Source organism: Rhodococcus sp. NPDC056960, from assembly GCF_042674125.1.
GTDB lineage: Bacteria > Actinomycetota > Actinomycetes > Mycobacteriales > Mycobacteriaceae > Rhodococcus_F.
Window position 1 is genome coordinate 156897 of sequence record NZ_JBHURF010000013.1, and the last position, 20543, is coordinate 177439.

The 20543-nt window shown below is 68.6% G+C and carries 21 protein-coding genes; 5 read left to right on the plus strand and 16 right to left on the minus strand.

The features are described 5' to 3' along the window. Positions 1 to 21: 21 nt before the first annotated feature. The 7 genes from ACFTWF_RS21800 to ACFTWF_RS21830 all read right to left on the minus strand — a co-directional run bounded on the left by ACFTWF_RS21800 (position 22) and on the right by ACFTWF_RS21830 (position 6396). Positions 22 to 1077, minus strand: coding sequence for a hydrogenase expression protein HypE (locus tag ACFTWF_RS21800; protein WP_378463258.1), 1056 nt, complete (start codon positions 1075 to 1077; stop codon positions 22 to 24). 160 nt (positions 1078 to 1237) lie between these two features. After that, positions 1238 to 2077 carry a hydrogenase nickel incorporation protein HypB gene (gene hypB, locus ACFTWF_RS21805; RefSeq protein ID WP_378463259.1) on the minus strand — a complete coding sequence of 280 codons (840 nt, stop codon included), beginning with the start codon at positions 2075 to 2077 and terminating at the stop codon, positions 1238 to 1240. 5 nt (positions 2078 to 2082) lie between these two features. Beyond that, positions 2083 to 2412 carry a hydrogenase maturation nickel metallochaperone HypA gene (locus ACFTWF_RS21810; protein ID WP_378463260.1) on the minus strand — a complete coding sequence of 110 codons (330 nt, stop codon included), beginning with the start codon at positions 2410 to 2412 and terminating at the stop codon, positions 2083 to 2085. A gap of 91 nt (positions 2413 to 2503) precedes the next feature. Further along, positions 2504 to 3652 (minus strand): acetyl-CoA C-acetyltransferase, encoded by a 1149-nt coding sequence (locus tag ACFTWF_RS21815; protein WP_378463261.1) that lies wholly within the window; start codon positions 3650 to 3652, stop codon positions 2504 to 2506. A gap of 17 nt (positions 3653 to 3669) precedes the next feature. Beyond that, on the minus strand, positions 3670 to 4284 hold the full coding sequence (locus ACFTWF_RS21820) for a TetR/AcrR family transcriptional regulator (RefSeq protein ID WP_378463262.1): 615 nt from the start codon (positions 4282 to 4284) through the stop codon (positions 3670 to 3672). A 91-nt stretch (positions 4285 to 4375) separates the two neighbouring features. After that, positions 4376 to 5179 carry an SDR family oxidoreductase gene (locus ACFTWF_RS21825; protein ID WP_185727547.1) on the minus strand — a complete coding sequence of 268 codons (804 nt, stop codon included), beginning with the start codon at positions 5177 to 5179 and terminating at the stop codon, positions 4376 to 4378. After that, on the minus strand, positions 5176 to 6396 hold the full coding sequence (locus ACFTWF_RS21830; RefSeq protein WP_378463263.1) for an acyl-CoA dehydrogenase family protein: 1221 nt from the start codon (positions 6394 to 6396) through the stop codon (positions 5176 to 5178). The genes ACFTWF_RS21825 and ACFTWF_RS21830 overlap by 4 nt, the downstream gene beginning before the upstream one ends. A gap of 48 nt (positions 6397 to 6444) precedes the next feature. On the opposite strand from ACFTWF_RS21830, the gene fadD3 reads away from it, so the two are divergent. Genes fadD3 through ACFTWF_RS21855 form a run of 5 tightly spaced genes read left to right on the plus strand, consistent with a single transcriptional unit; the run spans position 6445 to position 12027 of the window. Further along, the gene (gene fadD3 / locus ACFTWF_RS21835) at positions 6445 to 7986 is read left to right on the plus strand and encodes a 3-[(3aS,4S,7aS)-7a-methyl-1,5-dioxo-octahydro-1H-inden-4-yl]propanoyl:CoA ligase (protein WP_378463264.1); all 1542 of its coding nucleotides are present in this window, start codon (positions 6445 to 6447) and stop codon (positions 7984 to 7986) included. Further along, complete coding sequence (locus tag ACFTWF_RS21840; RefSeq protein WP_378463265.1) at positions 7983 to 8855, plus strand: enoyl-CoA hydratase; 873 nt, start codon at positions 7983 to 7985, stop codon at positions 8853 to 8855. The genes fadD3 and ACFTWF_RS21840 overlap by 4 nt, the downstream gene beginning before the upstream one ends. Further along, positions 8856 to 10016, plus strand: coding sequence for an acyl-CoA dehydrogenase family protein (locus ACFTWF_RS21845; RefSeq protein ID WP_378463266.1), 1161 nt, complete (start codon positions 8856 to 8858; stop codon positions 10014 to 10016). It abuts the gene before it with no gap. Beyond that, positions 10013 to 10981, plus strand: a complete 969-nt coding sequence (locus tag ACFTWF_RS21850; RefSeq protein WP_378463267.1) for an acyl-CoA dehydrogenase family protein — start codon at positions 10013 to 10015, stop codon at positions 10979 to 10981. Before ACFTWF_RS21845 ends, ACFTWF_RS21850 begins: the two co-directional genes overlap by 4 nt. Then, a complete protein-coding gene (locus tag ACFTWF_RS21855) occupies positions 10978 to 12027 on the plus strand; it encodes an acyl-CoA dehydrogenase family protein (protein ID WP_378463268.1) in 1050 nt (349 codons plus the stop codon). Before ACFTWF_RS21850 ends, ACFTWF_RS21855 begins: the two co-directional genes overlap by 4 nt. A 21-nt stretch (positions 12028 to 12048) precedes the next feature. Here the strand turns inward: ACFTWF_RS21855 and ACFTWF_RS21860 are convergent, their stop codons facing one another. From ACFTWF_RS21860 to ACFTWF_RS21900, 9 genes are read right to left on the minus strand one after another with little or no spacing between them, the layout of a single operon-like run. Continuing rightward, positions 12049 to 12480: an SRPBCC family protein gene (locus tag ACFTWF_RS21860; protein WP_378463269.1), complete on the minus strand. Its 432-nt coding sequence runs from the start codon at positions 12478 to 12480 to the stop codon at positions 12049 to 12051. Then, entirely contained in the window at positions 12471 to 13235 is a 765-nt protein-coding gene (locus tag ACFTWF_RS21865) for a tyrosine-protein phosphatase (protein WP_378463270.1), read from the minus strand. The genes ACFTWF_RS21860 and ACFTWF_RS21865 overlap by 10 nt, the downstream gene beginning before the upstream one ends. Continuing rightward, complete coding sequence (locus ACFTWF_RS21870; protein WP_378463271.1) at positions 13232 to 14371, minus strand: thiolase family protein; 1140 nt, start codon at positions 14369 to 14371, stop codon at positions 13232 to 13234. Before ACFTWF_RS21870 ends, ACFTWF_RS21865 begins: the two co-directional genes overlap by 4 nt. Then, the gene (locus ACFTWF_RS21875; protein WP_378463272.1) at positions 14368 to 14781 is read right to left on the minus strand and encodes a Zn-ribbon domain-containing OB-fold protein; all 414 of its coding nucleotides are present in this window, start codon (positions 14779 to 14781) and stop codon (positions 14368 to 14370) included. Before ACFTWF_RS21875 ends, ACFTWF_RS21870 begins: the two co-directional genes overlap by 4 nt. Then, positions 14781 to 16280, minus strand: coding sequence for a carboxyltransferase (locus ACFTWF_RS21880; RefSeq protein ID WP_378463273.1), 1500 nt, complete (start codon positions 16278 to 16280; stop codon positions 14781 to 14783). The genes ACFTWF_RS21875 and ACFTWF_RS21880 overlap by 1 nt, the downstream gene beginning before the upstream one ends. Beyond that, entirely contained in the window at positions 16277 to 17686 is a 1410-nt protein-coding gene (locus tag ACFTWF_RS21885; protein WP_378463274.1) for an acetyl/propionyl/methylcrotonyl-CoA carboxylase subunit alpha, read from the minus strand. The genes ACFTWF_RS21880 and ACFTWF_RS21885 overlap by 4 nt, the downstream gene beginning before the upstream one ends. Then, positions 17679 to 18194: an acetyl-CoA carboxylase biotin carboxyl carrier protein gene (locus tag ACFTWF_RS21890; RefSeq protein WP_378463275.1), complete on the minus strand. Its 516-nt coding sequence runs from the start codon at positions 18192 to 18194 to the stop codon at positions 17679 to 17681. Before ACFTWF_RS21890 ends, ACFTWF_RS21885 begins: the two co-directional genes overlap by 8 nt. Next, positions 18191 to 19930 (minus strand): pyruvate, phosphate dikinase, encoded by a 1740-nt coding sequence (locus tag ACFTWF_RS21895; protein ID WP_378463276.1) that lies wholly within the window; start codon positions 19928 to 19930, stop codon positions 18191 to 18193. The genes ACFTWF_RS21890 and ACFTWF_RS21895 overlap by 4 nt, the downstream gene beginning before the upstream one ends. Then, positions 19927 to 20535, minus strand: a complete 609-nt coding sequence (locus ACFTWF_RS21900; RefSeq protein ID WP_378463277.1) for a hypothetical protein — start codon at positions 20533 to 20535, stop codon at positions 19927 to 19929. The genes ACFTWF_RS21895 and ACFTWF_RS21900 overlap by 4 nt, the downstream gene beginning before the upstream one ends. Between the last annotated feature and the right edge of the window lie 8 nt (positions 20536 to 20543).

Below are 20543 nucleotides of genomic sequence, written 5' to 3' on the forward strand. Positions count from 1 at the left end.
CCGCCGGATCCTCGAGCGGGTCTACCAGGTGCGGGTGGCGCCCGTGGTCAGTTTCGTACCGCGACTGCGCCAGTGCGGTTCCTGGTCCAAGGTGTGCTTGGTGATCTTGCGCAGGCTACGGATCGCCGACCCGTACAACCCGGATGCGGCCGTCGACAGCCTGCCGCCCGGCGGCTCGTCCATGAACGGCATGAACTTGTCCGGGAAGCCCGGCATCGTGCACCCGATGCAGATACCACCCACATTCGGGCACCCGCCGACACCGTTGATCCAGCCCCGCTTCGGGACGTTGCACTTCACGACGGGACCCCAGCACCCCAGCTTCACGATGCACTTCGGTGACCCGTACTCGGTGGCGAAATCACCCTGCTCGTAGTAGCCGGCGCGGTCGCAGCCCTCGTGCACCGTGGCCCCGAACAGCCACTGCGGACGCAACGCGTCGTCGAGCGGAATCATCGGCGCCTGATCGGTGGCCATGTACAGGAGATACGTCAGCGTCTCCGACAGATTGTCCGGCTGGATCGGGCACCCGGGAACGCAGACGATCGGGATGCCGGCCTTCGACTTCCAGTCCCAGCCGAGATAATCGGGAACACCCATCGCGCCGGTCGGATTACCCGCCATCGCATGGATACCGCCGTACGTCGCGCACGTCCCCACCGCGACGACCGCCGTCGCCTTCGGTGCGAGACGATCGAGCCACTCGCTCGTCGTCACCGGCTGGCCCGTCTCGGGATTGTTGCCGAAACCGCACCAGTAGCCCTCGTCGTGAAGTTGCTCGTTGGGGATGGAGCCCTCCACCACCAGGACGAAGGGTTCGAGCTCACCGCGGTCCGCCTTCCAGAACCACTCCAGGAAGTCGTCGGCGCCGCCCTCCGGGCCGTTTTCGAAGTCGATCAGCGGCCAGTGCACGGCCACTTTGGGCAGGCCCGGCAGGGCCCCCAGGGCAATCTCCTCGACACTAGGCTGCGTCGCCGCTGTCAAGGCCACCGAATCGCCGTCGCAACTGAGTCCCGCATTGATCCACAGCACGTGAATCAGGGTGTCCTCGGCGTTGATTGCTTCCTGTGTCGGCATGGCAGGTCGCTTTCCGGAGTGAACACAACTCCTGTCGCCACCGGAGTCGACCGTCGGCCCACCTGCGTGGCGCTGATATTTATTTAGCTCCGCCGCCGAGCGGATGTCAACGGTCCCCGGCGCGTCGCACCGCGCGTGGCGACGAGGTCGTGTAGAGGTCTCACTGAGACGCAATCCAGTCGTACCACCGCTGAATGCCCTGGCCGGTGGTCGCCGACAGCGTGATCATCTGCAGGTCGGGATTCACCGACCGGGCATATTTCGTACACAGGTCGACGTCGAAGTCCACGTACGGCAACAGGTCCGCCTTGTTCACGATCACCAGATTCGCCGCCGCGAACATGTGCGGGTACTTGAGCGGCTTGTCCGTCCCCTCGGTCACCGAGATCACCACCACCCTGCTCTTCTCGCCGAGATCGAACAGTGCAGGGCAGACGAGGTTGCCGACGTTCTCGATGAACAGCAACGAGTTCGGCTCGGGGTCGAGGGCGGTCAGCGCGTCGCGCATCATCTCGGCGTCGAGATGGCATCCGGCGCCCGTGTTCACTTGCACCACAGCACAACCCGTCGCCTTGATGCGGTTGGCATCGAGCATCGTCTCCTGATCGCCCTCGACCACCGACACGGGCCGCTGCCCGCCGATGTCGGCGATGGTCCGTTCGAGCAGCGTCGTCTTCCCCGACCCCGGCGAACTCATCACGTTCAGCGCGAGCACCCCGCGTCCGGCCAGCCAGCCGCGGTTGCGTTCCGCCGTGAGGTCGTTCTTCGCCAGCACCTTCTGCTCGAGCGTGATCGTCTCGGTCGGGTGCTCGTGAGTGTGCGGGTGCTCGTGGTCGTGCGGGTGTTCGTGGTCGTGCGGGTGTTCGTGGTCGTGCGGGTGTTCGTGGTCGTGCGGGTGTTCGTGGTCGTGCGGGTGTTCGTGGTCGTGGTCGTGGTCGTGGTCGTGGGGCACCGTGATTCTGGTTCCGGTCTCGTCTCCGCATCCACAGGTGGCACACATATCCGTCAGCTCACTTCCATCGAGAGGATTCGCAATTCCCGGCCCGACGTGACCTCCACGTCCGCACTTCCGCACGGGCACAACAACACCAGGTCCGTAAGCACGAAGTCGGCGCCGCATTCCCGGCAGTGCGCACCACCCGGCGTGTGGTCGATGTCGAGGCGGGCCCCGTGCGCGACGGTCCCTTCGGTGACCAGTTCGAAACAGAACTGCATCGAATCGGCGACCACCGCCGTCAACGCGCCCACCTCCACGCGCACGCTGCGGACCGTCCGTCCCGCCGCGGTTTCGCAGACGGCGTCGACGACACTCTGGGTGATTGCCAACTCGTGCATCACGGCCTCGTTCAGGACTCGGCACCTGTCGTTTCGAGGGTAGCGCTTCGCGCCCGTGAGTACTTGTTAACCGCGGGCGGTTAACAAGTACTCACAGCCGTTCGATGACGGTGGCGTTGGCGGTGCCGCCGCCCTCGCAGATGGTCAGCAGACCGTAGCGTCCGCCGGTGCGTTCGAGTTCGTTGAGGAGGGTCGCCAGCAACTTGGTACCGGTGGCGCCGAGTGGATGCCCGAGGGCGATCGCGCCGCCGTTGACGTTGACCTTCGACGGGTCCGCGCCGATCTCCTTGATCCACGCGAGGACGACGGGCGCGAAGGCCTCGTTGATCTCGATCAGGTCGATGTCGTCGATGCTCAGGCCCGACTTGTCGAGCGCGTAGCGGGTGGCGGGAATCGGGGCGCTGAGCATGAAGATCGGGTCGGCGCCGCGGGCGCTGAGGTGGTGGATGCGGGCGCGGGGCGTCAGTCCGTACCTCTCGACCGCGTCCGGTGAGGCCAGCAGGACCGCGCTCGCTCCGTCGGAGATCTGGCTCGCCACCGCCGCCGTGAGACGTCCGCCGTCGGTGAGGGTCTTCAGCCCCGCCATCTTCTCGAGGCTGGTCTCGCGGGGACCCTCGTCCGTCGTCACGTCACCGAACGGAACGATTTCGCGGTCGAAGCGACCCTCGGCGATGGCCGTCCGCGCCCGCTCGTGGCTCTGCAGCGCCCAGCGTTCAAGTTCCTCGCGGCTGATGTCCCACTTGTCGGCGATCAGTTCGGCGCCGTTGAACTGCGACACCTCCTGGTCGCCGTAGCGTTCGGTCCAGCCCGTCGACCCGCCGAACGGGGTGTCGAATCCGTACTGCTGTCCGACGACCATCGCCGACGCGATCGGGATCTGGCTCATGTTCTGCACACCGCCCGCGACGATCAGGTCGGCGGTGCCGCTCAGGATCGCCTGCGCCCCGAAGTGCACGGCCTGCTGACTGGACCCGCACTGCCGGTCGACGGTGACACCGGGGACCTCTTCCGGGTAGCCGGCGGCGAGCCACGCGGTGCGGGCGATGTTGCCGGCCTGCCCGCCGATCGCGTCGACGCACCCGAAGACGACGTCGTCGACACCGGCCGGGTCGATGCCCGTGCGCTCGACGAGGGCCTTGATGACGTGCGCACCCAGATCAGCGGGGTGCACGCCGGACAGGCCACCGTTCTTCTTGCCGATCGGCGTGCGAACGGCGTCGACGATGTAGGCCTCGGTCATGTGAAACTCCTAGTCAGTTATCGGGGACTCGCAAGTCCGTCCAGGACGATCGAGAGGTATTGCTTGGCGACGGTGTCGACCGTGACCGTGCCGCCGGGCCGGTACCAGCGGACGGCCACCCAGGCGGTGTCGCGGAGGAATCGGAAGGCGAGCTCGACGTCGATGTCGGCCCGGAAGCTGCCGTCCTTCACACCCGCCTCGAGCACACCCATCCACAGCCCGCGGAACTCGGTGTTCAATTCGGACAAATATTCGAAACGCTCGTTGGCGACGAGGTGCTTCACCTCGTCCTGATAGATCGCGACCGCCGAATGCGACGCGTCGATCGCCTCGTACGACGTGGTGACCAGCGCCTCCAGCGTCGCGCGGCTGTCGAGGCCGGACGCGACGATCTCGCGGTACTTGCTGAACAGGTCGTCGAGGAAGCCCCGTAGGATCTCGTCGACCATCGATTCCTTGGAATCGAAGTGGTGGTACAGGCTGCCCGACAGGATGCCCGCGGCGTCGGCGATGTCGCGCACGGTGGTGGCCCGCAGGCCGCGTTCGGCGAACAGCGTGGCCGCGATGTCGAGGAGTTCGGCCCTGCGTCCGGTCTTGCTGGCCGAGTCGTCGGCGCCCTGGGGTGGAGTCATCGTCCCATCCTATCAACCAAGCGCTTGCTAGGGCCTCCGGCCCCGTGCGCCTTTCTGGTTGTTCCAGCTACCGAAAAGGCGCACAGGGCGGCTACGCCCTCTGCGACGAGATCGACACGACCTCGCCGGTGAGGTAGGTGGTGTAGTCGCTGGCGAGCATGGCGATGGTGGCGGCGATTTCCCACACCTCCGCGGCCCGGCCGAACGCCTCGTCGGACGCCAGCTTGTCGAGCAGTTCCTCGCTGGTCACCTTCGCCAGGAACGCGTGCCGCGCGATGGACGGCGCGACGGCGTTGATCCGGACGCCGTACTCCGCGGCCTCGATCGCGCTGCACCGGGTCAGCGCCATGACGCCGGCCTTCGCCGCCGCGTAGTGCGCCTGCGAGTGCTGGGCCCGCCACCCGAGGACGGACGCGTTGTTGACCAGCACGCCGTTGTGCTCCACCCCCTTGAAGTAGCGGAGCGCGGCGCGGGTGGCCCGGAACGTTCCGTTCAGTGTGATGTCGAGGACGCGGTCCCACTCCTCGTCCGTCATGTCGACGAGCGGCGTCTCGCCGCCGAGTCCGGCGTTGTTGACGAGGACGTCGATCCGGCCCAGCGCGTCGGCGGCCCCGGCGATCAGGGCGTCCACCTGCTCCGTGCTGGACACGTCACACGTCAGCGCCGCGACCGCCTGCCCGGGGAACTCGGCGGCCAGTTTGTCCCTGGTCTCGAGCAGACGCCGCTCGTGCCAGTCGGACACCAGGACGTCGGCGCCCTCGAGCAGGGCGCGGCGTGCGGACGCGAATCCGATGCCGGTGCCTGCGGCCGCGGTGACGACGACCTTCTTTCCTTTCAGCAGGTCGTGTCCCGGCGTCTCGACGGGCGCGGTGGCGAGGGGTGAAGTGTCGGTCACGGTCGTGCCTCTCGGGGTAGTCCGAGCACGCGCTCGGAGATGATGTTGCGCTGGATCTCGTTGGATCCGCCGTAGATGGTGTCGGCGCGGGTGAAGAGGAACAGCCGCTGCCATTCGTCGAGTTCGAGGTGTTCGGGGTCGGTGATGTCGGACGACGGTCCGGCCGGGGCGAGCAGCGATGCCGCGCCCTGCACCTCCATGGCCAACTGCCCGAGGTCGCGGTGCCAGTTGGCCCACAACAGTTTCGCGACGGACGCCTCCGCGCCGGACGTTCCGGCGTCGACCGCCTCGAGGGTGCGCAGCGCGTGCGCGCGCATCACCCGCAGGCCGACCCAGGCGCGCGCGATCTTCTCCCGAATGTTCGGGTCGGATGCGGCGCCGGTCGCTTTCGCGAGGTCGACGACGCCCTGCAGTTCGCGGGCGAACCCGATCTGCTGCCCGAGCGTGGAGACGCCACGCTCGAACGTCAGCAGGCCCATCGCGACCCGCCACCCGTCGCCGGGCTCCCCGACCACCAGATCGGCATCGGTGACGGCGTCGTCGAAGAACACCTCGTTGAACTCGGACGTGCCGGTGAGTTGCTGGATGGGCCGGACCGTGACGCCGGGCTGGTCGAGCGGAACGAGCAGAAAGCTCAGGCCCTGGTGCCGCTTCGACCCCGGTTCGGTGCGGCACAGGACGAATGCCCACTGCGCGACGTGCGCGAGGGACGTCCACACCTTCTGGCCGTTGATCACCCATTTGTCGCCGTCGCGTCGGGCGGTGGTCGCGACGTTGGCAAGGTCGGAACCGGCGCCCGGCTCGGAGTAGCCCTGCGCCCACAGCTCCGTCACGGTGTTGATTCCCGGCAGGAAGCGGCGCTTCTGTTCCTCGGTGCCGAACGCGATGAGCGTCGGGCCGAGCAGTTCCTCGCCGACGTGACTGACCCGCGCCGGCGCGCCCGCCCTGGCGTATTCCTGATGGAACACGACCTGCTGCGCGAGCGTGGCGCCGCGTCCGCCGTATTCCTTCGGCCAGCCGAGGCAGGTCCATCCCGCTGCGGCGAGGTGCCGGTCCCAGGCGAGCCGTTCGTCGAAGAACTCGTGCTCGCTGCCGGGGCCGCCCTTGCCTTTCAGCCGGGCGAAGTCTCCCGTGAGGTTGTCGTTCAGCCACGTCCTGACGGTCTGCGCGAAGTCGTCGTCGGTGATCAGCCCGTCCGGGCTCTCGCTCTGGTCCACGTCTGTAAGATAACCTACCAAGCACTTGCTAGGTAGGTAGGGAGCCCAGTGACCGAACAACCGACAACCACCCCGTCTGCCCTGAAACGGGCCGCACGTGAATTCGGCGAGCTCACAGCCGTGGCGGACGGCGACGTCCGTCTGACCTTCACACAACTGCACGACCGTGTCCGCGATTTCGCCGCCGCGCTCTGTTCCCAGGGCGTGCAGCCGGGAGCGCATGTCGCCGTCTGGTCGCCCAATACGTACCACTGGGTGGTCGCGGCGCTCGGCATTCACTACGCCGGTGCGACGCTGGTACCGATCAACACCCGGTACACGCCGACCGAGGCGGTCGACCTTCTCGACCGCACCAAGGCCACCGCGCTGGTGGTCGCGGGCAACTTCCTCGGCGCCGACCGCTATGCGGCGCTACGGGACGCGTCGAGCACCCTCGACGTGCCGACCGTCGTGCGCGTTCCCGTCGACGGCGGCGACGTCCCGACACCCGGCGTGTACGACTTCGACGACTTCCTCGCCCTCGCCGACGAGGACACCCGGGCCGAGGCGGACGCCCGCGCCGAGGCCGTCTCCCCCGACGACGTCTCGGACGTCATGTTCACGTCGGGCACCACGGGACGCAGCAAGGGCGTGATGTCGGCGCACCGGCAGACGGTCGGTATCGCCGGGGCGTGGGGTGAGTGCGCGGAGGTGACCGCCGACGACAACTACCTCATCATCAATCCCTTCTTCCACACGTTCGGATACAAGGCCGGGTTCCTCGTGTGCCTCCTGAACGGCGCGACCGTGGTGCCGATGGCGGTGTTCGACGTGCCGAAGGTGATGGCGACCGTGCACGACGAGCAGATCACAGTGCTCCCCGGCGCCCCCACGATCTTCCAGTCGATCCTCGACCACCCGGACCGTCCGCAGTACGACCTGTCCAGCCTGCGGGTCGCGGTCACGGGCGCCGCAGCCGTTCCGGTGGCGCTCGTCGAACGCATGCAGTCGGAACTGAGTTTCGACGCCGTCCTCACCGCCTACGGGCAGACCGAGGCGGTGGTGGTCACCATGTGCCGCACCGACGACGACCCGGTGACCGTCTCCACGACCTCCGGTCGCGCGATCCCCGGCATGGAGGTCCGCATCGGAGACCAGGGCGAGATCCTCGTCCGCGGCGAGAACGTGATGCTGGGTTACCTCGACGACCCGGAGGCCACCGCCAAGACTGTCGACGCCGACGGCTGGCTGCACACCGGCGACGTCGGCACCCTCGACGACCGCGGCTACGTCGACATCACCGACCGCCTCAAGGACATGTACATCTCCGGCGGATTCAACGTGTATCCCGCTGAGGTGGAGAACGCTCTTGCCCGGCTCGACGGCGTCGCCGAGTCTGCAGTCATCGGTGTTCCCGACGCCCGGATGGGTGAGGTCGGGCGCGCGTACATCGTGACCAAGGCCGACGTCACCGAGGACGCGGTGATCGCGTACTGCAAGGAGCACCTCGCCAACTTCAAGGTGCCCCGATCGGTGCGCTTCGTCGACTCCCTCCCCCGGAACCCCTCCGGGAAGGTCATGAAAAACGTTCTGCGTGAGGAGAAGAAATGACGGTTCCGGACGAGGGTGACGTGGTCACCTACGAGGTGCGCGACGGTGTCGCATTCGTGACGCTCAATCGCCCCGACTACCGCAACGCCCAGAACTCGGTGATGACGTATGCCCTCGACGCCGCGTTCGAGCGTGCCGTCGAGGACGACGACGTGAAGGTGATCGTCCTCGCGGGCAACGGCAAGCACTTCAGCGCCGGGCACGACATCGGCACCCCCGGCCGCGACCATCACGTCCACTACGACAACAAGGCCGTGATGTGGTGGGACCACGTCGACAAGCCCGGCGGCGACCAGCGGTACGCGCGCGAGATGGAGGTCTATCTCGGGATGTGCCGGCGGTGGCGGGAGATCCCGAAGCCGACCATCGCGATGGTCCAGGGCGCCTGCATCGCCGGTGGCCTCATGCTGGCGTGGGTGTGCGACCTCATCGTCGCGTCGGACGACGCCTTCTTCTCCGATCCAGTCGTACGTATGGGCATCCCCGGTGTCGAATATTTCGCTCACCCATGGATGCTCGGACCGCGGTTCGCGAAGGAAATCCTCTACACCGGAGACCGTTTCACGGCTCAGCGCGCCTACGAGGTGGGCATGGTCAACCGCGTCGTGCCCCGCGAGGACCTGCAGCAGGAGACCCTCGCCATCGCCGGCCGGATCGCCGCCATGCCCCGGTTCGGTCTCGCCCTCACCAAGAGGGCCGTCAACCAGTGCGAGGACCAGATGGGCATGCGGAACGGCATGGACTCCGTCTTCGGCCTGCACCATTTCGCGCACGCGCACAACGCCGAGATCGACACCGATCCGCTCGGCGGCATGGATGCCAAGTCGATGGCGGCGAGCGCCCGCAACTCGGAGAACGGGGCCAAGTAAGTGGATCTGGAGTACGACGACGCCACCCTCGCATTCCGAGACGAGGTGCGTGCGTTCCTGATGAACAACGTTCCCGCCGAACCGCTGCCGTCGATGGACACGGCCGACGGCTTCGAGGCACACCGCGCGTGGGAGCGCACCCTCGCGGACGCCCGGCTGTCGGTCGTGTCGTGGCCGGAGGAACTCGGCGGACGGGACGCGTCCCTGTTGCAGTGGGTGGTGTTCGAGGAGGAGTACTACCGCTCCGGGGCACCCGGACGCGTCAGCCAGAACGGCATCTTCCTGCTCGCCCCGACGCTGTTCGAGCACGCGCACCCCGAGCAGCTCGCCCGCATCATGCCGCGGATGGCCCGCGCCGACGACATCTGGGCGCAGGCCTGGTCGGAGCCCGAGTCGGGCAGCGACCTCGCGTCCCTCCGCTCCACGGCCCGGCGCGTCGACGGCGGCTGGGTGCTGAACGGGCAGAAGACGTGGAGTTCGCGGGCAAGCTTCGCCGACTGGGGATTCGGGCTGTTCCGGTCCGACCCGGACGCGCAGCGGCACAGGGGCATCACGTACTTCATGTTCGACCTGCGGTCGGAGGGCGTCACGGTGCGGCCGATCGATCAGCTGGACGGCGAACCCGGATTCGCAGAAATCTTCCTCGAGGACGTGTTCGTCCCGGACGACCCCGCGAACCCCGGCGAGTCGGGGGTGATCGGCGGCGTCAACGAGGGCTGGCGGGTCGCGATGAGCACGGCGTCCAACGAACGCGGACTGTCGCTCCGCAGCCCGGGCCGGTTTCTCGCGACGGTCGATCGCCTCGTCGACCTGTTCCGGAACAGCGGCCGTACCGGGGACACCGCGCTGCGCAACCAGGTGGCCGACGCCTGGATCGGCGCCCGCGCCTACCAGCTGAACACGTTCGGCACCGTCACCCGGCTCGCCGACGGCGGGCAGTTGGGCGCCGAATCGTCGATCAACAAGGTGTTCTGGTCGGAGTGGGACATCGCCACCCACGAGGCCGCTCTCGAGCTGCAGGGCGCCTCGGCGGAACTCGCGGACAACTGGATGGACGGGTACCTGTTCTCCCTGTCCGGTCCGATCTACGCCGGCACCAACGAGATTCAGAAGAACGTGATCGCCGAGCGGCTGCTCGGCCTACCGAAGGCGGATCGATGAGATTCACACTCGACTCCTCCCATCAGGACTTCGCGTCCAGCATCGACGCGCTGCTGTCGAAGGCCGACATGCCGTCGGTGATCCGGTCGTGGAACACCGGAGACACGGGCCCGGGCCTGAAGGTGTGGCAGCGCCTCGCCGAGACCGGCATCAACGGACTGCTCATCGCGGACGAGCACGACGGCCTCGGTGCCGACGCCGTCGACCTCGTGGTGGCCGTCGAACAACTCGGACGTCACGCGGTGCCCGGCCCGGTGGCCGAGACCGTCGCCGTCGCACCGGCCCTCCTCGCGCAGGTCGCCCCGGACCGCCTGTCTGCGCTGGCATCCGGATCACTCGTCACCGTTGCCGCCGCACCGCACGTGCCGTTCGCCGTCGACGCCGACTCGGCCGATCTGGTCCTCCTCGTCGACGGGTCGACGGTGAGCGTCGGTACGCCTGCTGCGGCGCAGACGTCGGTCGACCAGTCCCGACGGTTGTTCCCACTGACCGCCGGCGACGCACTCGGTGACGCGGACTTCTCGCCCGCGTTCGACCTCGGCGCCCTCGCGACCGCGGCACAACTGCAGGGGCTCGGGCAGACCCTGCTCGACGTCACCACCGACTACGCCAAGCAGCGCAAGCAGTTCGGCAAGGTGATCGGGCAGTTCCAGGCGATCAAGCACCACCTCGCGGAAGTGGCGGTCGGGCTGGAGATGTCGCGGCCGCTGCTGCACGGCGCGGCGCTGTCCGTGCGGGACGGGTCGGCCGACAGTTCCCGGGACGTGTCGGCGGCCAAGGTGGCATGCGGCGACGCGGCGTACCGGGCGGCACGGGTGGCCCTCCAGGTGCACGGCGCCATCGGGTACACGCAGGAGCACGACCTGTCGCTGTGGCTCACGAAGGTCCGGGCGCTGGTCACGGCCTGGGGCACGCCGGCGTTCCACCGCGGCCGCGTCGTCGATTCGCTCGTGGAGGCGTCATGAGTTTCGACAACGACGAGCGGACCGCGCTCCGCGAATCGGTCCGCGACCTGCTGGGCAAGCACTCCGACTCCGCCGCGGTCCGGCGGGCGATCACCACCGAGCGCGGGTACGACGACGCCCTGTGGGCCAAGTTGTGCGAGCAGATCGGCGTCGCCGCGCTCGCCGTGCCCGAGAAGTACGACGGTGTCGGGGCATCGCTGCTGGAAGTCCATGTGGTGCAGGAAGAGCTGGGTCGCACGCTGACGCCGTCACCGATGCTGGGCAGCGCCGTGCTGGCCGCGCAGGCGCTGGTGCTGTCGGGGGACGACGACGCATGCGCCCGGCTGCTGCCCGGTATCGCGGCGGGCTCCGTGGCCGCGCTGTGCTGGGCCGGCGCGGACGGCTGGTCCGGTTTCGGCGTCACCGCCGCGGGCGAGACGCTGTCGGGGACGGCGTCGTACGTGCTCGGCGGCGACGTCGCGGACGTACTCCTCGTTCTCACGGCCGACGGCCTGTTCGAGGTGGATCCGTCGTCCGAGGGTGTGAGTCGATCCCGCGTTCCGACGATGGACCCGACGCGGTCGCTGTCGGAGGTCACCTTCGACGGCGTCGCGGCACGTCGGCTGGTCTCCCCCACCGACCTCGTCCAGCAGTTGCGCACGATCGCGCTGGTCGCGTTGTCGGCGGAACAGGTGGGTGCGGCGTCCGCGGCGCTGGAGCAGACGGTCGAGTATGCCAAGTCACGCAAGCAGTTCGGACGCACCATCGGGTCGTTCCAGGCGCTGAAGCATCGCATGGCAGACATGTACGCCCTCGTCGAGACGGCCCGGTCGATGTCGTACGCGGCGGCGCTGTCGGGGACGCACGAGGACGCCGTCGTCGCGAAGGTGTACTGCTCCGAGGCACTGCAGCACGTCGCGGCCGAGGCCATCCAGTTGCACGGCGGCATCGCCATCACCTGGGAACACGACGCGCAGCTGTACTTCAAACGCGCCCACGGCAGTGCCCAGCTCTTCGGGCAGCCGCGGGAGTTCCTCCCTCAGCTGGCGACGGCCGCCGGGCTGTAGGCGTTTCGCGCCCGTGCGTGGTTAGCGAGTCTCTGCACTCGCTAACCACTTACGGGCGCGGAGCGCCAGTTCGCTCAATGCAGACGAGTAGATGCCGGTGATCGCCCCGGCGAGCTCTGCCTCGGCGTCCGGGGAGGCGGCTGCGAACTCGGCACTCCACACGACCTCCGCGCCCTCGGGATGACTGTTGACGGTGAAGGTCGAGGAATAGAACGACAGCGGCAGCGGACCGGAGACGTATTCGTAGGTGTAGCTCCGCTGTCCGTCGTCGTGTGCGACGATCCGCTCCGTTGCCTCGCCTCCGCCCTCGGCGAAGGTGGCGTACCGCAGGTCGCCCTGCTGGTGCGACTTCTCCAGCGCGGGAATCCAGTTCGCGACGTTGGCGGTGTCTCCGCCGACCTTCCACACGGCGTCGGGCGTTGCTCCGATGACGCGGGTCTCGACTACTCGCATGAGGTGTCCTTACGGTCGTATGTAATGAGCAGTTCCGCCAGTCGGCGCACATCGTAGGGCTCTATCCCGTTGTCCCGCAGCAGAGCATGGACGCCGCCGTATCGCCGGTCGACGTGGTCGAGGAAACGCTCCATCGCGTCCGCGGGAGCCGTCCATGCCTCCGGCGGATAGAGATCGGCTGCGGCGCCGTAGGAGCTCATCTGACGTAGCCGGTGCATGGATGCGACGACGTCGTCGGGGGCGGCCGCGTAGTCGGCGGCGATCTCCGACCGGAGCACCCCGATGGCGTCGAGGAGCAGGGCGATCGCCACCCCGGTGCGGTCCTTGCCGACGGTGCAGTGCACCAGAACCGGGAGAACGTCGGGTTCGAGGAGCCGGGTGATCAGCGACACGACTCCGGCGGCGTCCTCGGCGAGATACTTCAGATATCGGGTGACCAGCGGGTCGTCACCGTCCATCGGCGCGACCGCCGAGTCTTTCGCAATGCGGTCGCCGATGCTGAACGGGTGCGAGAAGTGGTCGATTCGCAATTCGTCGAGCGGCCCTCGTCCCTCCACGGCAACCTCGTGGGGCAGCCGCAGATCGATGGTCGCCCGGATCCCGGTGTCGGCGATCAGCGTCCGCGCGGACTCCTCGTCGAGGAACTGCGGTGTCCCGCTCCGGAAGAGAACTCCTGTCCGAACACGCGCGCCGTCCCGGGTTCGGAGTCCACCGACGTCCCGGAACCCGAGCAGCCTGGCGTATGTGGTGGTCACGACTGCGTGGACAGGATGGTGACGACGCAGGCGTTGCCGTCCATTCCTGCCGCTCCCCCGCCCATCGTCTCCACGAGCCCGACTCGATGCCGGTCGACCTGCCGCGCACCCGCCCTGCCCCGTAGCTGCCACGCGATTTCCGCGAGCTGCGCCATTCCTGTTGCGCCGAGCGGATGACCGCGCGAGAGCAGCCCACCGCTGGGGTTGACCGGTTGCACACCGTCGCGGGTGGTGTGCCCGGAGGGTGCGAGTTCGGCGCCCTTGCCGCGGGGTGCGATGCCGAGCGCTTCGAGGGTGATGATCTCCCCGATGGTGAAGGCATCGTGCACCTCGAGCACGTCGATCTCCTGCGGGGTGCGATCGGCCTGCGCGAAGGCCTTCTCGGCGGCGCGGGCCACGCTGGCGTATCCCCAGACGTCCTCGCTGCGCTGGTCCCACAGGGCCCCGGAGACCATCGCGGAGGACTCGATCCGCAGATCGCTCTGGTTGCCGCGGTCGCCGCCGACGATCGCCGCGCCGGCGCCGTCGCTGGTCGGGCAGCACTGCAGGAAGGTCAGGGGTTCGGCGATCAACCGGGAGTCGAGCACTTCCTGGACGGTCGGCACCGTCCCCCGCAACTGGGCGCGGGGATTGTCCATCCCGTTGCTCTTGTTCTTCACCGCGATGGCGGCGAGTTGTTCCGGGGTGACGCCGAATTCGCCGACGTACCGCTGCGCCTGCAGGGCGTACAGCCCTGGCAACGGCAGCGACGCCGCCCCTTCCGGGTCGGTCGCCTCGGGGACGATGGCCCCGGAGAACAGAGTGGACATCTGATCGACGCCGAGCACCAGGACGCACCGGAATCGACCGTGCCGCACCGCCTCGACCGCCTCGTGGTAGGCGGCGGTGCCGCTGGCGCACGCGTTCTCGACGGTCCACATCGGCACGGACGGCATGCCGAGTCCGCGCTGGATACGCGTCGCCACCCCGGGCGGGCCGAATACCGACCCGACGATGATGGCGTCGATCGCGTCGGGCCGGATGCCGGCGTCCTGCACCGCCTCGGCGGCCGCGGTCCAGGCGAGCGATTCGACCCGCTGGTCCGGGAATCGGCCGTAGGACGAGGTTCCGACGCCCCACAACATGGCCTGGTTCATCGCTGTCCCTCCGCAGTGGCGACGAGGTCGCCGTCGTCTGTTCCGGTGATCTCGACCCGGGTACCGAGTTCGAGCACCGCCGGTTCGGCCAGGTGGACGAGGATCCGGGGGCCGTCGTCGAGGTCGACGTACGCCAGCCCGAAGGGGGGCCGGTGTGTACCCACCGGGATGGCGACCACCGTCGACGACCAGGTCGTGCCCGTGCAGGGGAAGCGAGCCGCTTCGGTTGTGCTGTAGCACACCGGACACCACGGCAGATTCTGTTGCGCGGTCGGGTACCGGCACACCGTGCACCGCGAGCCGAGCACGGCGTCCCCGTCGAGGACCGGCCGCGAGTCCGCGACAGGCAGTCCCCCGACGGCGGAGCCCGCCCGCCGCTTCGTCGGGCGCCCCACCCCGAGTTCGCTCATCAGTGGTCGCCTTCCAGGGTCAGCGAGAAGTCCTCCGCCTCGATGTGCAGGTACGCGCCGACGGAAGTCTCGACCAGGTCCCGGATGTATTTCATCTGCCTACTGGTCGGGGCGAAGTCGCGGTTGCGCGGCGGGGTCGCGCGCATGATGTCGATGTCGTTCTCGGGGACGAGCAGCCGCAGGAGCAGTTCGTCGTCGCTGATCGACTCACCGAACTTCTTGCGCAGATCGTCCAGGCTCGGCTGCGGGGGCTCCCAATTCCGGTAGCTCTTCGCCTTGGGCGAGCTCATGATCGTGTCGAGCACGTTCGGGTCCATCGGCGCGGCCGGTGTGCCGTAGAAACCGTGCGCGTAGATCATCACCTCGTCCGGCACCACCGAGTACCGCGATCCCGTCACCACGTTCAGCACCGCCTGGGTGCCGACCAGCTGCGAGAACGGGGTGGCCATCACCGGATAGCCGAGTTCTTCACGCACCCGGGACATCTCGTCGAGGACCTCTTCGAAACGATCCTCCATGCCGCGATCACGCAGCTGCGCCTTGAACGTGCCCGCCATTCCGCCGGGAAGCTGATGACGGTACTGGAACAGGGAGTACTCGGCCGGCTGACCGACCGGCAGGTCCTCGTATTCCGCGACGCGCAGCAGGTGCTGCTCGACCGCGGCGAAGCGGGACTCGTCGAGGTCGACGTCGAAACCCGCGTAGCGCAGATTCGCCACCGTGTTCTCGGTCGAGGGCAGCGACACCCCGGCGGCCAGCGGGCGGCTCGCGGTGTGCACACGGTCCGCACCGGCGAGGACGGCCTCGAGGTAGTTGAGCGGCGCGAGCGCGTTGTTGCTGTGGAAGTGGACCTCCACCGGCAGGTTTCCGGCCGCGCCCTTGATGGCCGCGATGAGCGAGCGGGTGCGCTCGGGGGTGAGCAGCCCGGCCGCATCCTCGAGTTCGATGCCGTCGGCGCCGAGCCCGGCCAGCTCCCGCGTGCGGGCGGCGTAGTACTCGTCGGTGTGGTACGGAGTGTCGGCGTAGAGGATGCAGGGCAGAGCCTTGGCGCCCTCGGCCTGCACAGTCTTGACGAGGCGGCCGATCTTGTCGATGTTGAACAGGCCGTCGTAGATCCAGAAGCTGCCGATGCCGTGGGCGATCAGCCGCTGCACCCACAGGTCCATCACGCTGTCGGCGGTGAGCCCGAACGTGACGATGCCGTTGCTGCGGGTTCCGGCTCGGACCGTGGTCTCCGGCATGGACTTCGACAGCGAGATCAGCTGCTCCCACGGGTCTTCCTTGCAGTGCCGCACCAGCACCTCGAAGAGTGAGCTGCCGGCGAGGTCGATGGTGTGGAAGCCTGTGCGGTCGAGCTCGGCGGCCATGGGCAGGCCCATGTCCTTGCGCAGCCGCATGCCCCACCAACTCTGCGGGCCGTCGCGCAGTGTCTGGTCGACGATGTCGATCTTGCGCCGGCTGCCGTCGGCGTTGCGCGGAGCGATGTCGAGGTAACTCATGAGATCTTCTCCAGATAGTCGGGGAGGCCCCGAGAGGCGATCCACTCGGTGGTGACGGTGCCGGCCCGGAAGTCCGGATGATCCAGTGCCGCACGGGCAAAGCCCGCGATGGTGGGAACCCCGGTCACCCCCAGCCTCCCGAGGGCGGCGACCATGCGGTCCGCCGCGGCGTCACGGTCGGGTCCGTGCGCGACGATCTTGGCCAGCAGGGAGTCGTAGTAAGGGGTGACGACGTAGCCGGGTTCGCAGTGGCTGTCGACGCGGATTCCTTCCCCCTCCGGAGGATCCCAGGTCTCCACCGTGCCGGGGTTGGGGATGAATCCCCGGGCCGGATCTTCGGTGGTGATGCGGACCTCGATGGCATGACCGGTGAGGTCGATGTCGTCCTGGGTGAACCGGAGCGGTTCGCCCGCCGCCGAACGCAACTGCTCGGCGACGAGGTCCACACCGGTCACCATCTCGGTCACCGGGTGTTCCACCTGGATTCGGGCGTTGAACTCGAGGAAGGCGAATTCGGAACGGTCGGCGTCGTAGATGAATTCGACGGTCCCGGCACTGTCGAGTTCGAGTGCCTCGGCGAACGCGACGCCGCTGCTGCGGATGTGCTGCCGGATGTCCTCGGGCAGGTTGGGAGCGGGCGACTCCTCCACGACCTTCTGGTGCCGCCGCTGCAGCGTGCAGTCGCGTTCCCCGAGATGGATGACGGAGCCGTGCTTGTCACCGAGCACCTGGACCTCGATGTGGCGGGCGTTGCGGATGAACCGTTCGACGTAGAGCCGGCCGTCACCGAACGCCGACTGCGCCTCGGCCCCGGCGGGCGACCAGCGGGCCCGCAATTCGGTCTCGTTCTCGACCACCGACATGCCCCGGCCGCCGCCGCCGGCGGCGGCCTTGACCAGTACCGGATAACCGAGTTCGGCCGCAGCGGCGACCGCCGCCTCGGCCGAGTCGAGGATCGGCGATCCCGACAGCACGGGAATGTTGGCCGAGCGGGCGAGTTCGCGGGCCCGGGCCTTGTCCCCGGCCTCGGCGACCGCTTCCGGTCGCGGTCCGACGAACGTGAGTCCCTCCGCCACGCAGGCCGCGGCGAATTCCGGATTCTCGGACAGGAACCCGTAGCCGGGGTGCACGGCGTCGCATCCGGCACCGAGGGCGGCGCTGAGCACGGCGGGGATCGCCAGGTAACTCTGCGCTGCCGGGGCGGGGCCGATGCAGACGGCGCGGTCGGCCATCCGCGCCGCGAGTCCGTCGCGGTCCACGGTCGAGGTCACCGCCACGGTTTCGATCCCGAGGGCGCGGCATGCCTTGATCACGCGCACCGCGATCTCGCCGCGGTTGGCGACGAGGACCCGCCGCAGGGGCGTGCGCCGCGGCGACTCGGTGGTCAGGGTCGCCGGGCTAGCCATCGGTCGGCCTGATCAGGAACAGCACCTGGTCGAATTCGACCAGGTCCGCGTTGGTCGCGCAGATCTGCACGATCTCTCCACCCTGCGGTGTGAGCACCGGGTTCATCAACTTCATGACCTCGACGATCCCGATCTGCTGTCCGGCCTCGACGGTCTGACCGACCTGCACGAACGGCGGATCGCCCGGGCTCGGGGACACCCAGAACGCGCCCACCGTCTGCGATCGGACCTCGATGCAGCCGGTGGTGTCGACCGCGGCGGCCGGTGCCGACGGTGCCGAGGCGCTCGCGACCGGGATCACGGGAGCCGGCGGCGGGACGGCAACGGAAGCCGCCACAGGGGCCGCAGTAGGTGCCGGGGCCGTGCCCGGTGCGGCCGGGGGGCCGTCCTTGCCGACGGTGACGCGCATGCCGTCGAGTTCGAGGGTCATGGAGGCCCATCCGGACTCCTGGAAGGTGCGCAGGATTTCCCGCACCTCGCGATGGGTCACCCGCTCCGGCGTGGTCATGACATTCTCCTTTGGTGTGCGATGGCGGCGAGCAGCACCGGCAACCGGTGGGCGGTGACGATCGCGTCGACGCCGGCGTCGAGTGCGGCGCGCACGCCGTCGGGGGCGCAGAACACCGCGCCGCGTAGGGTTTTGGTCCCGGCCGGGATGGCGGGGAGTTGCTCACCGAGGTCTTCGGCGGGGAGGGTGTCCGCATCGAAGACCGGTTCGACGGCGACGTCGGTGCCCACCCGCAGCGGCGTCGCGCTCTCGGCCCACCCGGTGAGGCGGCGGAGGTCCTCGTCCTCGCTCTCGTCGACCGCCGAGGTCGGCAGTTCGCCGGCGTAGACCGTGCCGGTGGTGGCGTCGACGGTGACGGTGCGGCCGACCAGACTCTCGACGGTGTCGGCGCCGCAGCCGACGACGCAGGGGGTGTCGAGGGCCCGGCTGACGACGGCCGCGTGTGAGGTGGCGCCGCCCTGCTCGGTGACGACGGCGGCGGCGGCGATCATGCCATGGACGTCGTCCGGGCTGGTCGACTTGCGGACCAGGATGCAGCCCGGATTCGACTGTGCCGCTTCGGGAGTATCGACCACCATTCCGGTGGCAACGCCCGGGCTGGCGGCCACTCCGGTCACGAGCACCTCGGCACCGTCGGCGGCACCGGCGGCGATTTCCGGCCGCAGGAGGGTGCGGATCTGGTCCGCGGTGACTCGGGTCAGCGCCTCGGCGGGTTCGAGGACACCTTCGTCGACGAGTTCGACGGCGATCCGGACCGCGGCGCGGGCGGTGCGCTTGGCCGGGCGGGACTGCAGCAGGAACAGCTCGCCGCTCTGCACGGTGAATTCGATGTCCTGGGCGTCGCGGCCCTCCCGGTCGAGGCGCTCGGCGGCCTCGAGGAGTTCCCCGTGCACGGTCGGCCATCGCTCTTCCAGATCGGACAGGGGTTTCGGGGTGACCCTGCCGGACACGACGTCCTCCCCCTGACCCCGCTGGAGGTACTCACCGTAGGGTTCGCGGGTGCCGTCGACCGGGTTGCGGGTGAACAGCACCCCGGTGCCGGAGTCGTCGTCGAGGTTGCCGAACACCATCGCCTGCACGGTGACCGCGGTTCCGAGGTCGTCCGGGATGCCGTAGTGCTTGCGGTAGGCGAGGGCACGCCGGGACCGACTCGACTGGAAGACCGAGGCGACGGCGGCGCGCAGCTGTTCCCACGGGTCGGCCGGCACGGTCTCGTCGACGTCGGCGGATATCGCGGCGCGCACCGACGCGGTGTCGGGCAGGTCCTCGAGGTCCTCGGTGCTGCCGAGGACGAGGCGGCCGTAGAAGCCGGTGAATCGGCGGTGCACCTCGGCCGCGAAGTCGGGGTCCCCGCTTTCGGCGGCGAGGGCGGCCTCGACCTCGTCGTTGCAGCCGAGGTCGAGGATGGTGTCCATCATGCCCGGCATGCTGATCGCGGCGCCCGATCGAACCGACACCAGCAGCGGGCGTTCGCTGCCACCGAAGGTGCGGACGAGTTGCTGCTCCAGCAGCCGGATGCCGGTGACCAGTTCGTCGGCGAGCCCGTCGGGCAGGCCGCCGTCGGCGAAGTAGGCCGCGCAGGCGTCGGTGGTGACGACGAACGCCGGCGGCACCTTCAGTCCCAGTGACTGCATGCGCCACAGGCTCCAGGCCTTCCCGCCGACCAGGTCGCGGCTCGGCTCGGCGGCGTCCTCGTCGGGGACGACCAGCCAGCGGAAACTCGTTGCGGTGCTCATTCGGGGCGCTCCCGTCCGGTCAGGCGGAGGATGTGCTCGTGCATCTGGAACCACACGGTGTGCGCGGAGTCGACGCGGACCCCGCTGACGTAGTCGGTCTCGCCGCCCTCGGCGCGGATCAGGGCCGCACCGATCCGGTCGAGGAATCGGTCGACCAGCGGATCCGCATCGGCCAAGGGGCGCAGCACTTTCTGCGTCTTCTCGTGCACGCGGCCGAGTTTCTCGATGATCTTGGCGTCGTAGTCGGCGTCGGCGTGGTCGTTGCTCACGCGGGCGCCGTCGACCTCGACCGTCTGCCAGTCGGTGGTCAAGGCCAGGACCTGCTTGTTCACGCCGGTCTCGAAGGAGTCCATCGCGGCTGTCACCACGTCGTCGGACCGAATCTCCGCGAACGCTCGGGAGTACACGCCGTCGAGGAATTCGCGTCCGGCCGGGGTGATCATGTAGTTGCCGCGTGCGGACATCACCGCGCCGTCGGCGACGGCCTTCTCCAGCGCCGTCTCGACGTCGACGACCGGGAGGGCGTTGATCTCGGCGAGCTGTTCGGCGGATCCGAGCTGACGCAGGGTCAGGGTGTGAACGGTGAGTTCGTAGGGGTCGAGCATGATGGGTC